Here is a 12,138-nt window from a genome sequence, read left to right as displayed (position 1 = left end):
TTCCACTCCTTTATGCCGCGTTAGCCGGCTCTATATACCAATGGTTTGCACTTTGGACAGGGCGACACTGCCCAGCCCGGCCAGATTGAGCATCAACTCACCGCCGGTCTGGCTGATGGTCACGCTGTTGACGGTCGCCGGCAGGTTGGTCACCAGCGCCACGGCTTGGTCATCGATGGTGGCGTTCGCGGTGAAGGTGTAGGTTTCACCTGTTGGGGCCACGTTGCCTGCGTCGTCCTTGCCATCCCAGGTGAAGCTGGCATTACCGGCCTTCTGGTCGGCCAGGGTAATGGTGCGAACGGTTTTGCCGTCCTTGTCGGTGATCTTCACAGTGGTTTCAGCCAGCGACTGCGGCAGCACCACCGAACCGGTCATGCCTTTCGTGGTGTCGACCACGGCCTTGTCGCCCGGCGCGATGACAGAGCGCCCCACCAAGGACGAGGCCTGCAGTGCCTGGGATGAGCCGAAGCTACCGGCAATGCCGCTCACGGTATCGTTGAGCGTGGTAATGCCTTCCAGGCTGCTGAACTGCGCCAATTGCGCCACGAACTCGCCGTTGCCCTGAGGCTCCAACGGGTTCTGGTTTTTCAGTTGCGTCACCAGCAATTGCAAGAACGCATCCTTGCCCAAGGCCTTGTTACCGGTGGCACTGCCCGCCGCGGACGCCAGGCTGTCCGTATCCTTGGTCGTCTTGATCGAGGAGTTGGCCAGGATGTCGTTGAGGCTCAAGCCACTGGTGGTATCGGAAACACTCATCTGAGTCGCCCCTTATCACTGACCGAGGGTCAGGACCTTCTGCATCATGGTTTTGGCGGTGTTCATCATTTCGGCGTTGGTCTGGAACGAACGACTCGCGGAAATCATGTCGGCCATTTCTTCCACCACGTTAACGTTCGGGTAGTAGACGTAGCCCTTGGCATCGGCGGCCGGATGGTTCGGCTCATAGCGCGCTTCAAGATTGCTCTGGTCTTCAACCACACCGAGCACTTGCACGCCTTGACCGGCAGCGTCCTGGTTCTGGAACAGCGAATCGCTGCCGCCGCTCTGGCCGCCCTGGAACATGGTGGCGAACACCGGGTGCCGCGCACGGTAGGTCTGGTCGATGCTCGACGAGACCGTCTCGGCGTTGGCGATGTTCGAAGCGACGGTGTTCAAACGCGTGGTCTGGGCACTCATGCCGCTACCGGCAATGTTGAAAACACTGGATAGAGACATGACTTACTCTCCGCGCAGGGCCGATACCAGCCCTTTGAATTTGCTGTTGAGCAGGGTGAAGCTGGCCTGGAAATTGACCGAGTTTTCCGCGTAGTTCGACTGCTCCAGCTGAGCGTCCACGGTGTTCTGGTCGATCGAAGGTTGCATCGGCGTGCGATACATCAGCGACTCGTCGCCATTGCCCAGCCCTTCGGCTTCGATATGACGACTGTTGGTCATGTTCAAGGCGAACGTGCCGTTTTTGGCCTTATCGTTCTGCGCCTCCAGCACTTTGGAGAACTCCAGATCCCGGGCCTTGTAGTTCGGGGTGTCGGCGTTGGCAATGTTGTTGGCCAGGACTTCGGCACGCTGGGCGCGGAAGTTAAGAGCCTTTTCGTGAATGCCGAGCGCTTTATCGAAGCTGATGCTCATGTCGGGAAACCTTCGGGTGACCTGATTTTTCGTACGATGAACATAGCAAGCGTCATGCCAAATCAATAAAGCCCCGTAAACCGGGGCTTTGCGGACAGAGGCAATGCGGCAATGCCAGAAAAGCGGCAACCGGTTTCCGCCGGATGCCGCTTTTCTGCCGCTTTACGTGACCGAGAGAACACCGTCTATCTATGTGGGAGCGAGCCTGCTCGCGAAAACGGTATGTCGGCTGACACAACGCATTCGCGAGCAGGCTCGCTCCCACAGGGAATGGCAGTGGTGAAGGATCTTCATCAGGCATAAAAAACGGGAGCCCTGTGGACTCCCGTTTTTTCATTGCCGACGGCAAATCACTTCGCCTGGTAAATAATCCCCGGGCTGCATTGAACCATCTGGTAATGATCCGGTAACCCGTTCAACGCTTCAGAAGCGCCGAGGAACAAATAACCACCCGGCTTCAACGTGCTATGGATGCGCAGCAGGATGTCCTTCTTCACTTCGGCAGAGAAGTAGATCAGAACATTGCGGCAGAACACGATGTCGAACTTGCCGAGGCTTGCGTAGCTGTCCAGCAGGTTGAAAGAACGGAACTCCACCCGGCTCTTGATCGGCGCCTTGATGGCCCAGCGTCCCGGCCCTTTCGGGTCGAAATAACGTTGCAGGCGTTCGGGCGACAGGCCGCGACCGATGGCCAGGCTGTCGTACTCGCCGGTCTTGCAGTTGGTCAGCATCGTGCCGGACAGATCGGTGGCCACAATCTGCACACCCATCCTCAATTGCCCGGCATTGGCCCGCTCGAACTCGTCGATGGACATCGACACCGAGTAAGGTTCCTGACCCGACGAGCACGCCGCCGACCAGATCCGCAGACGCTGGCCAGGGCTGGCCTTGATCGCGTCAGGCAGCACCTTGTTCTTCAAGACTTCAAACGGATAGGTGTCACGAAACCACAGGGTTTCGTTGGTCGTCATCGCATCCACCACCATCTCGCGCAACCCGCTGCGCGGCTGAGTCTGGATGCGTTGGACCAATTCACCCAGGGACTTGAGACCTTGCTGCTCCATCAGCTTGTTGAGACGGCTGGAGACCAGGTACTGCTTGTTTTCACCGAGCAAAATGCCACAGGCTTTTTCCAGGAACACCCGGAACTGTTCGAAATCCAAATTACCCGTAGACAATGCTGCCGCCTCTTAAATCGTGTTGATGACCAGGAGCCAAACGCCCCTAGCTGATGTCTGCTGCTTTGATTCGGTCGACGACCCGGGACGCCAGGTCATCAGGACGGAACTTGGCCAGGAAGTCATCGGCGCCGACTTTCCTGACCATCGCCTGATTGAACACGCCCGACAACGAAGTATGCAGAATGATATGCAGCTTTTGCATACGAGGGTCATTACGGATCTCGGCCGTCAAAGTGTACCCGTCCATTTCCGGCATCTCGATGTCGGAGATCATCATCAAGAATTCTTCTTCCGGCTTTTTGCCCTCGTCGACCAGTTTGCGCAGGTAATCCAGCGCTTGCCGACCGTCGTTCAACGCCACCACTTCGACACCAACCGTTTGCAAGCAACGCGTGACCTGCTTGCGCGCCACCGACGAGTCATCGACGGTCAGCACGCGCAACGAAAGCGCCTTGTGCTGGGTTTCAACGTCCACCACGCCCACCGAAATCGCTTCCGGTGTCGGCGCCACTTCCGCCAGCACCTTCTCGACATCGATGATTTCGACCAACTGATTGTCGACCCGGGTCACGGCTGTCAGGTAATGGTCACGACCTGTGCCCTTGGGTGGCGGATGAATCTCCTCCCAGTTCATGTTGACGATGCGTTCCACCGAGCGCACCAGAAAACCCTGGGTCTTGGTGTTGTACTCCGTGATGATCACGAAGGGATTGTTCTTGTCTTTCAACGCGCCTGAACCGGTCGCCATTGCCAGATCAAGGATCGGAATGGTCGCCCCCCGGATGTTCGCCACGCCGCACACGACGGGACTGGACTTGGGCATCAGCGTCAGTTGAGGGCATTGCAGCACCTCCCGAACCTTGAATACGTTGATCCCATACAGCTGTTGGCCGTCGAGACGGAACAACAACAGCTCAAGGCGATTCTGCCCCACCAGTTGCGTGCGCTGGTTCACCGAATCCATTACACCAGCCATGCCCAGACTCCTACACCAACGCTAAGTGTTGTTGCGACGCACATTCATCTCTAAACGGCACGGCGCTTGCTTTTTATCTTTGTATGAACACAGAACCGACATTTTTTCGACGCCCGACCACTCGCTGCCGCAAATGGCTCGGTGTTCTCGCGGCCGCTTGTTTTTTCAATGCGGGTAGCTCTGCACTCGCTGACACCGTTACCTTGCCTGACATGCTTATCGGCGTCACTCAGGGCTTTCTTGAATTCACCGTAGAGGACTATCTGGCCACCAGTCAAACGCAAGGTCGCTACGAAATCCAGGTCAACCAGCTCGATCCGCGTCTGCGCATGCCGATGTGCGACAAGGAATTGACAGCCTCGCTGGAGAGTCCGGCCAAGCCGCTGGGCCGGGTCACGGTCAAGGTTCGCTGTGAAGGCAGCTCCCCGTGGACAGTCTTCGTACCCGCTCAGGTGCGCCTGTTTCGCGACGTCGTGACCACCTCGCGGCCCCTGCGACGAGCCGGTATCGTCGAGCCCGAAGACGTGATCCTGCGTGAGCGCGATATCAGTGCGATCAGCCAGGGCTACCTGACCTCCCTGGATCAAGCGATCGGGCAACGACTTACCCGACCAATGGTCGCCGATCAAGTCATCACCCTGGTGCATCTCGAGCAGGCGGAAGTCATCCGCAAGGGCGATCAAGTGGTCATTACGGCTCGCAGCGGCACGCTCAGTGTGCGCATGCCCGGTGAAGCGCTGGCCAATGGCGGCATGAGCGAACAGATTCGAGTCAAAAACCTCAACTCCCAACGGGTCATCAAGGCGCAAGTCACCGCGCCGGGACAGGTGGAAGTTTCCATGTAAGGGGCGATACCGGGATCTCTGTTAGTGAAAATGTGGCGCCGACCATGGCTGTTCCCTAAACTGTGCCCCATGCAGGGCAAGTGCTGACGCGCGCGAGTTCATTGATAAATGGGCCTAAAGTTTTTTAGGGAATGGCCGAAAACATGGCAAGCGTCCAAATTCCCAGAGGTTTTTTATCATGGTCATCGATTTCAGCCGTTTGAACAGCTCCTCGTCACTGACAGGCAGTACCCGTACCAGCGTTGCCAAGGAAACCGCCGATTCCGGCAAATCCGCGTCGCTGAATACTCCGGCCGAACAGGTCGGTACCGCTACAGCCGGGGAATCGGTACATCTCAGCAATGAGGCTCAACAGTTGCAGAAGGTCACTGATACGCTGCGCGATCAGCCTGTCGTCGACAAAGCCCGGGTGGCCGAGTTGAAAGCAGCGATTGCCGATGGCAGCTATAAAGTCGACAGCAACCGTGTAGCCAGCAAACTGCTCAACTTCGAAGCCCAGCGCTAGGCCTCGGCCCGCGCCAGGCTTTTGGACGCTTAAAACCCAAGGCCAGCCATGCACGACACTAATTTATTGCAACTGATCACCGACGATTTTGCTCCAGCGCAAAAACTGCTGGAGTTATTGCGCACCGAATCCCTCGCCTTGCATGGACGCGACATGTACCTGCTCGAAGACATTCTGGCGCAGAAGCAGGCATTGATCATTTTGCTCGAACAGCATGGCCGCAAGCGCAGTGAACTCCTCGCCAGCCTCAACCTGCCCACCGACCGCAGCGGCCTGGAACAACTGGCCAGTCAATCGAGCGTGGGTGAATCGTTACTGGCGCAAAGCGATGTACTGACCGACCTTCTGGCCCAATGTCAGGCCGTCAACGCCAACAACGGCCAGTCGATACGGGTGCAACAGGCCGCCACGGCCACTCAGTTGAAAATCCTTACCGGCGGTGAACCTCCAGCGCTCTATGACGCCAGCGGAACATTTTCCAAGCTTGTGAAACCGCGCCCGCTCAGTCAGGCTTAAGCCCTGCGATGAGCTCGCTCTACCAAGACGCGAAACATGCTGGCAAAATGATGGCCAGCCGTAGTCAAATTTTGTCTGGAGATTGATTAACCGTGTCCAATGCCTTAAATGCGGACGATGCTCCGCAGCCACCCAAGGTGCTCAGCACGCCCCTGGAAATCTCCAGCAACCTTCGCCAACTGCAAGAAAGCCATGACCCGCTGATCATCACGTTCCACGAGCGCAGCCAGCGCTTTCAGAGTTATCTGGTGGACATTGACCGCGATAAAAACATGATTGCTCTGGACGAAATGATTCCCCGCGACGGCGAACGCTACCTTCTGGCTGGCGAACCGTTCAAGGTCGAAGGCTTCCATGAAGGTGTTCGCATCGCCTGGGAAAGCAATGGCCCGCTGACCATCGACGAATCTGGCGGCAGTCGTTGCTACCGAGGCAACCTTCCCGACGAAGTGGTGTACCACCAACGCCGTAACGCATTTCGTGCAGCCTTGAAGCTGGCGCAACTGGTCGATGTCGAATTGGATGGCGATAAGCTAAAAGCACCGATCAACGGAAAACTGTTGGACATCTCGGCTACTGGCTGCAAGTTGCGCTTCTCTGGCGACATCACTGGCAGCCTGCAGCTGGGTCAGGTCTACGAGCGCTTCATGGCCGCCCTGCCATTCGGCAAGATGACGGCACCGGTCGAACTGCGCTACCTGCACTTCGAAGAAAAAATCTCCACCACCTTCGCCGGTGTGCGCTTCCATAACATGAGCGGGCTGGTGCAACGGCAGGTCGAGCGGTTCGTCTATCAGCTGCAACGCGAAGCACGGCGTTTCGACAAAGACGACCTCTGATACAACGCGTCAACAAAAACGGGCAGTCCCTTGCGGTGACTGCCCGTTTTTTATGCCTGAAGTTATGGCCTGGCTTCGGTGAAACTTTGCTCTCTACCCGAATCCGGTTCCTCTGGGGGCGTATCGGATTGCACCTCCGGCTCAGATGCTGGTTCAGAAGACACTGGACTTTGCATCTGATCCTGAACCACTTGCTCATCGACCCGTGGATCAAGGCAAGCGACCAGCGGCGAACTCGACATGCTGTCCGGCATGGCCACGTGGTGCAGCGGCGCATCGTCTACCTGATGCAGGTTGGTGACGGCTTTTGGACGAATTCGCCACACCAGCACCAACGCGAAGAAACTGAAGAACGCATACAGCATCTGGCTGCCGAACAGCTTCATCAGCACCCCGGCCGCCAACGGCCCGACACTGGCGCCGACGCCATAAGTGACCAATAACATGGCCGTCAGAGACACCCGACGATCAGCTTCGACATGGTCATTGGAGAACGCGACTGCCAGTGGATACAAGCAAAACTTCACCAATGAACAGACGAAGCCAGCGATAAACAACACCTCCAATGGCACCTGCTTCAGGATCGCCAGTGGCAATGCAGCGAGCGCCAGGACCAAGGCAAAACAGCGAATCAACAGGGCCCGATCATAACGGTCGGACAACCAACCCAATGGCCACTGCACCACCAACCCGGCAAAAATGCAGCTACCCATGAAGAGGCCGACCTGCTCCGTGGACAACCCCTGCTGCGAGGCATACAGCGGCGCCAGACCGTAGAACGAGCCAATGATCAGCCCAGCCCCCAACACGGTACTCAGAGACTGCGGCACGCGCTTGATGAAGAAACGCGGCTCCATGGGCGCCGGATGCAGCGGCGCCGGGTGAATCCGGCGCGTCAGGGCCACAGGCACCAGACACAAGGCAAAGCACAGAGCGACCAGCATCAACAGTTCCAGACCCAAGCCCGGATGCATGACCAGAATCAGCTGCCCCAACACCAGGCCCAGATACGAAGCGATCATATAACCACTGAAAACCGTGCCGCGCTGCGAAGCTTCAGCCTGCTCATTGAGCCAGCTCTCGATGACCATGTACTGACACATCATGCCCAGACCGACGATAACCCGCAGGAAAATCCAGGCCGGTAGCCAGTCAACCAAACCATGCCCAAGCACCGCTGCACCGACGATCCCGGCACACGCCGAATAGGCGCGAATGTGCCCGACACGGGCAATCAACCGGTGGCCGATCTTGCCGCCCAGCACCAAGCCGAAATAGTTGGCAGCCATCAACGCACCGACCCAAAGACTGTCGACGTGGTCCGCCGCCAGACGCAAGCCCAGGTAAGTACTCAGCAAGCCGGAGCCGATCAACATCATCAGCGAGGCGAAATACAGCGCTCGAAAGGGTTTCCAGATTTGGCGCATCGGCGTTCCGAGCGGCTCCTTGCGGTGAGAAATCGGACTACCGAAACGATAGCCCGAGATGGATGATGCGTCAGGCCTGGGCTGCTAGAACACGCCGTTCCCAGGGAGTAATTTCATCATGGAAGCTGGTCAGCTCCATGGTCTTGGAAGCAATGTAGCCTTCGATAAATTCGTTGCCGAACAGTTCCTTCGCCAATTGGCTACGCTTCAGACGCTCAAGGGCCGCGTGCAAGGTACAGGGTAGTGAAAGATTGTCAGGCACCTGAAATTCACCCTGAATCGGTTCGCTCGGTTCCAGTTTTTGCTCAATGCCATACAACCCCGCGGCCAGACTGGCGGCAATCGCCAGATATGGATTGGCATCAGCGCCCGGCAAGCGATTCTCGACCCGTCGGGCAACCGGCGAACTGGCAGGAATGCGCAATCCCGCCGCCCGATTGTCATGGGACCAGCAGGCATTATTCGGTGATGCGTAGGGATGGCACAAGCGCTGATACGAATTCACGTTCGGTGCAAACAGCGCGGTGAAATCCGCCATGCACGCCTGCTGACCACCAATGAAATGTCGGAAAGTCGAAGTTGGCTGGTCGACGTCGTCGCTGAACACGTTACGTACCGTATTGGTTTCAACGATGCTCTGATGAATATGCATCGAACTGCCTGGCGTATGTGCCAATGGCTTGGCCATGCAATTCACGGAGAGGCGGTGCTTGAGTGCGACTTCTTTCAGCAAATGCTTGAACAGGAGCGTCTGGTCGGCCAGCAATAATGCATCGCCGTGCAATAGGTTGATCTCGAACTGGCTGACACCCATTTCGTGCATGAAGGTATCGCGAGGCAGACCCAAGGCTGCCATGCATTCGTAGACCTCACTGAAAAACGGTCGTAAGCCGTTATTGGAACTGACGCTGAACGCAGAGTGGCCGTCTTCGCGACGACCATCCAGGCCAACGGGCGGCTGGAAGGGCTGCGTCGGGTCGGTGTTGGGCGCGAAGACAAAGAACTCCAGCTCTGTCGCCACCACCGGTGACAGGCCAAGCGCCTTGTAGCGCTTGATAACAGCCTTGAGTTGACCGCGGGTCGACAGATTGGAGCCTGCGCCATTCAACTCATCCGCATCGCAAATGGCGAATGCGCGTGGTTGCTTGCTCCAGGGTAAGCGATGGATTTGGTCCGGATCTGGAATCAGTGCGAGGTCGCCGTCATCGCTACCGTAAAATCGCGCTGGCGGATATCCGCCCATGATGCACTGCAGCAGAACCCCCCGCGCCATCTGCAAACGCCGCCCTTCAAGGAAACCCTCGGCGGTCATCACTTTTCCCCGTGGCACGCCATTCAAATCCGGTGTGACACATTCAATTTCATCAATGCCCGTCAAACGCTCCGCGAATGAACTCAGGCCATCGCTTGTCATGACGCAATCCTTGTTATTGTGCGAGCCGCGAACGGCGACCTGTACAAAATAGGCTCCACGTGTTCGACATATCAAGCAGCGTCAAACAAAAAGCTTCAAGTACTGGCAAATTCAATCAGGGCAGATAGAGACGGAAGACGCCACCGCCCAACGGGCCGCCATTACTGATTTCAGTGCGCCCTCCAATGCCATTGCGCTGATGCAATGCCGCAATCCGCCCCGCAAAGTACAAACCCAAGCCAGTACTGCCGCTGCTGTGATTGATGCCCTGAACGTAGTCCGACTGATGCTCGAGCATTTCGGCGGGATAACCTTCGCCATCGTCATTGATGGTCAGCACCAGTTGCCCCGCTTCGTCACTGACACTGATCAATACCGCGTGGCGGGCATAACGAATGGCATTATTGATGCTGTTGGCCAGAACCGAGGCGATCAACTCTCGATCGAAGAAACCCAGAGGGCTCAAGGGGTCGACCTCAAAGGTCGCCGCTATGCCGCGACTGGCGAATACGTCCTGATGACAGGCCAGTTGTGCTTCGATGAAGTCATCCAGTTCATGGTAGGCCGGCTGCAACGGCATTTGGTTGACACCCAACTTGTACAGGCCAAGCAACTGCACGAGCATGCCGTTGAGATGAGCAAACTCGAACTCAATCACCCCCTGCTCAGGGGTATGCCGTGCCGGGTCGGGCAAATTCGCCAACCATTGGCTGTGGGCCTGCATCAGCATGGCCAACGAGTTTTTCATGTCATGCACGGTCGAAGCGATCACCGTGGAGAAATCCAGGGACTGCTGATTGTCGTTCATTCGCCAAACGCCTTGCTTTTCAACTTCTGATAACGCGGATATCGCGCATCGGTATCAGGCATCAAACCAACCATTTTCAGGCAAGTCCGACATTCTTCGAGTTCGGCCGAAGGCACGCTGGTATCAGTACCATGCAACAGTGCCTGCGCCATGTTCAGTGCGATACTGATGTTCTTCGGCTGCATCGTCAGGGCTTTGCGGAACACTTCGCGAGCTTCCACCAGGTTGCCTGTCTTATAAACACGCACACCCTGTCGGTTGAGATCTGCTGCCGCATTGCCGGAGTTGAGAATGCTCGGATCATCGGTGAGCTTGGCGATGTCCTTCATGACGGCCGGATCGTCACCGTAGATTTCCGCGCAGTTTTTCAGCATCGACGTGCCCGCCTCTGCCTGACCCAACATCTGCAATTGCTTGGCCACCAACAACGCCGCCTCGGCACTCATGAACTGCTCCATGCCGTCGAGGCGCATCAACGCCTGCTCAGTGAGCTTTTCAGCAGTCTCTGCATCGTTGAGCAACAGGCTTGTGGCCTTCATTAACCGCGCACGGATTTGCAGCCCGGGATCAGATGGATTTTCCTTGGCCACCGCACTCAGCGTTGTATTGATTTCCAGTCGAGTCCGGGTATCCAGGCCTTTTTCGCTACCTTTGCTGATCAGGGCGTGGGCCAGTCCAAGATTACTTTCAGCGTCCTTGAAGCGTGATTGAGCGCCCTGGTTAACGGCCTGACGATAGGCTTTGGAGGCAGTGTCAAAATCCTCGTTGGCCATCGCCAGCTTGCCCAACTGCGCCTGACGACGCACTGCCAATGGTGACAGGCGAATCGCTTCTTCCAATACTTTCTGGGCGGCCTTGGTATCTCCTTCAGCAACCAATACATCCGCCATGCCGTCATAGAGCGCCGGCATCATCGGGAAGACTTTCAGCGCTTTCTCGTAGACCCCTTTGGCTTGCGCAACTTGACCGCGCTTGAACAGCAATTTGCCAAGCCCGGCAAAAGCCCAAGGCAGAGGTCGATCGGCAATGATGCTGTCGTAAAGACGCTCCAGTGCCTCATTCTGATTCAGGTCGCGCAGCGCATCGGCGCGATAGCGCAGGCATAAGGGCGAGTAGCGGATATCTTGCTTGCACAGGGCAATGCACGCGTTGAGCACTTCAACCGGTTTTCCTCGGTCGAGGGCCTGCAGAATTGGCTTGAGCAGCGTCTTGCGCTGTTCCAACCGCTCGAGGCGCTGGGCCAACCCGGAACGATTGAAAGGCTTGGTCAGATAAGCGTCGGGTTCATGTTCCAACGCACTGAGTACCATGGCCTGACTGGTTTCGGCGGTAACCATGACGAATACACTTTCATGGCTGATCAGCTTCTCGATCATCAGGTCTTCTAGCACCTGCTGACCGTTCTTCTTACCATCCCCCAAATGGAAATCCTGCAGGATGAAATCGTAGGACTTCTGCGAGCACATTTTCAGCGCCTGCTCGCCGGTGTCAGCCGTATCCACATCCTTGACGCCCAGTTCTCGCAGCATGGACCTGACGGAACTGCGGAAGTCCGAAAAATCATCGACGATCAGAAAACTTTTTTGGTGATACGACAGCATCGAAGATTTCCAGGCAATTTAAGAAGGAGAACCGAAAGGCCAATAGATGAACAGGATCAGCTTCATCGCCGCACCGGCGCGCAAATGATAGCCAGTAGCCATGAGCTATCAAGCGATTTCTCTGAACAGAGACCGCGAAAAATGAAGACCCTGTGACCGTATGGTTATCGGCCAGTAGTAGCGTTCTCTTGAAGCGAGAGATGCGTAATCGTCTATTTGCCCGGCGATCATGCCTTGGATCTGAAGGGAGAAACTGAGTTTTCGGCACGCAAGTTTTCTGCGGGCAAAACAAAACCCCAACTGCTTTCGCAATTGGGGTTTCGGAATTTAATCTTGACGATGACCTACTCTCACATGGGGAAACCCCACACTACCATCGGCGATGCATCGTTTCACTTCT

The 12,138-nt window shown here is 56.6% G+C and carries 13 protein-coding genes; 4 read left to right on the top strand and 9 right to left on the bottom strand.

Annotated features, from left to right (window positions below):
- Positions 1-30 precede the first annotated feature (30 nt).
- The 5 genes from flgD to ACSFE6_RS24050 all read right to left on the bottom strand — a co-directional run bounded on the left by flgD (position 31) and on the right by ACSFE6_RS24050 (position 3,783).
- Positions 31-756 (bottom strand): flagellar hook assembly protein FlgD, encoded by a 726-nt coding sequence (gene flgD, locus ACSFE6_RS24070; protein ID WP_435429924.1) that lies wholly within the window; start codon positions 754-756, stop codon positions 31-33.
- A 15-nt stretch (positions 757-771) separates the two neighbouring features.
- On the bottom strand, positions 772-1,215 hold the full coding sequence (gene flgC / locus ACSFE6_RS24065) for a flagellar basal body rod protein FlgC (RefSeq protein WP_007937507.1): 444 nt from the start codon (positions 1,213-1,215) through the stop codon (positions 772-774).
- A 3-nt stretch (positions 1,216-1,218) separates the two neighbouring features.
- The gene (flgB, locus tag ACSFE6_RS24060; protein WP_435429923.1) at positions 1,219-1,626 is read right to left on the bottom strand and encodes a flagellar basal body rod protein FlgB; all 408 of its coding nucleotides are present in this window, start codon (positions 1,624-1,626) and stop codon (positions 1,219-1,221) included.
- A gap of 350 nt (positions 1,627-1,976) precedes the next feature.
- Positions 1,977-2,804, bottom strand: coding sequence for a protein-glutamate O-methyltransferase CheR (cheR, locus tag ACSFE6_RS24055; RefSeq protein ID WP_435429922.1), 828 nt, complete (start codon positions 2,802-2,804; stop codon positions 1,977-1,979).
- Between the two features lie 46 nt (positions 2,805-2,850).
- A complete protein-coding gene (locus ACSFE6_RS24050) occupies positions 2,851-3,783 on the bottom strand; it encodes a chemotaxis protein CheV (protein ID WP_435429921.1) in 933 nt (310 codons plus the stop codon).
- Between the two features lie 83 nt (positions 3,784-3,866).
- Here ACSFE6_RS24050 and flgA point away from each other — a divergent pair, with 83 nt between their 5' ends.
- From flgA to ACSFE6_RS24030, 4 genes are all read left to right on the top strand, one after another.
- Positions 3,867-4,628: a flagellar basal body P-ring formation chaperone FlgA gene (gene flgA, locus ACSFE6_RS24045; protein ID WP_435429920.1), complete on the top strand. Its 762-nt coding sequence runs from the start codon at positions 3,867-3,869 to the stop codon at positions 4,626-4,628.
- A gap of 178 nt (positions 4,629-4,806) precedes the next feature.
- A complete protein-coding gene (gene flgM, locus ACSFE6_RS24040; RefSeq protein WP_435429919.1) occupies positions 4,807-5,133 on the top strand; it encodes a flagellar biosynthesis anti-sigma factor FlgM in 327 nt (108 codons plus the stop codon).
- 48 nt (positions 5,134-5,181) lie between these two features.
- Complete coding sequence (locus tag ACSFE6_RS24035; RefSeq protein WP_435429918.1) at positions 5,182-5,649, top strand: flagella synthesis protein FlgN; 468 nt, start codon at positions 5,182-5,184, stop codon at positions 5,647-5,649.
- A gap of 92 nt (positions 5,650-5,741) precedes the next feature.
- Positions 5,742-6,488: a flagellar brake protein gene (locus ACSFE6_RS24030; protein ID WP_435429917.1), complete on the top strand. Its 747-nt coding sequence runs from the start codon at positions 5,742-5,744 to the stop codon at positions 6,486-6,488.
- Positions 6,489-6,550: 62 nt separating this feature from the next.
- Here ACSFE6_RS24030 and ACSFE6_RS24025 read toward each other — a convergent pair whose 3' ends face one another.
- The 4 genes from ACSFE6_RS24025 to ACSFE6_RS24010 form a co-directional block, all read right to left on the bottom strand.
- Positions 6,551-7,915, bottom strand: coding sequence for an MFS transporter (locus ACSFE6_RS24025; protein ID WP_435429916.1), 1,365 nt, complete (start codon positions 7,913-7,915; stop codon positions 6,551-6,553).
- Positions 7,916-7,985: 70 nt separating this feature from the next.
- The gene (locus tag ACSFE6_RS24020) at positions 7,986-9,227 is read right to left on the bottom strand and encodes a glutamine synthetase family protein (protein WP_435429936.1); all 1,242 of its coding nucleotides are present in this window, start codon (positions 9,225-9,227) and stop codon (positions 7,986-7,988) included.
- 217 nt (positions 9,228-9,444) lie between these two features.
- Positions 9,445-10,137, bottom strand: coding sequence for a sensor histidine kinase (locus ACSFE6_RS24015; RefSeq protein WP_435429915.1), 693 nt, complete (start codon positions 10,135-10,137; stop codon positions 9,445-9,447).
- A complete protein-coding gene (locus ACSFE6_RS24010; RefSeq protein ID WP_435429914.1) occupies positions 10,134-11,738 on the bottom strand; it encodes a response regulator in 1,605 nt (534 codons plus the stop codon). Before ACSFE6_RS24010 ends, ACSFE6_RS24015 begins: the two co-directional genes overlap by 4 nt.
- Positions 11,739-12,138: the final 400 nt, after the last annotated feature.

The organism is Pseudomonas baetica, assembly GCF_051216495.1.
Classification (GTDB): Bacteria; Pseudomonadota; Gammaproteobacteria; order Pseudomonadales; family Pseudomonadaceae; genus Aquipseudomonas; species Aquipseudomonas baetica_B.
The sequence above is the reverse complement of the archived record's forward strand: the minus strand, read 5'-3'. Positions and strand labels throughout refer to the sequence as shown.

Coding starts and splice junctions, on each gene's coding strand:
- ACSFE6_RS24010 (WP_435429914.1), bottom strand. CDS start 11,738: ATGCTGTCGTATCACCAAAAAAGTTTTCTGATCGTCGATGATTTTTCG.
- flgD (WP_435429924.1), bottom strand. CDS start 756: ATGAGTGTTTCCGATACCACCAGTGGCTTGAGCCTCAACGACATCCTG.
- flgA (WP_435429920.1), top strand. CDS start 3,867: ATGAACACAGAACCGACATTTTTTCGACGCCCGACCACTCGCTGCCGC.
- flgM (WP_435429919.1), top strand. CDS start 4,807: ATGGTCATCGATTTCAGCCGTTTGAACAGCTCCTCGTCACTGACAGGC.
- ACSFE6_RS24035 (WP_435429918.1), top strand. CDS start 5,182: ATGCACGACACTAATTTATTGCAACTGATCACCGACGATTTTGCTCCA.
- flgC (WP_007937507.1), bottom strand. CDS start 1,215: ATGTCTCTATCCAGTGTTTTCAACATTGCCGGTAGCGGCATGAGTGCC.
- ACSFE6_RS24025 (WP_435429916.1), bottom strand. CDS start 7,915: ATGCGCCAAATCTGGAAACCCTTTCGAGCGCTGTATTTCGCCTCGCTG.
- ACSFE6_RS24020 (WP_435429936.1), bottom strand. CDS start 9,227: ATGACCGCCGAGGGTTTCCTTGAAGGGCGGCGTTTGCAGATGGCGCGG.
- ACSFE6_RS24015 (WP_435429915.1), bottom strand. CDS start 10,137: ATGAACGACAATCAGCAGTCCCTGGATTTCTCCACGGTGATCGCTTCG.
- ACSFE6_RS24050 (WP_435429921.1), bottom strand. CDS start 3,783: ATGGCTGGTGTAATGGATTCGGTGAACCAGCGCACGCAACTGGTGGGG.
- flgB (WP_435429923.1), bottom strand. CDS start 1,626: ATGAGCATCAGCTTCGATAAAGCGCTCGGCATTCACGAAAAGGCTCTT.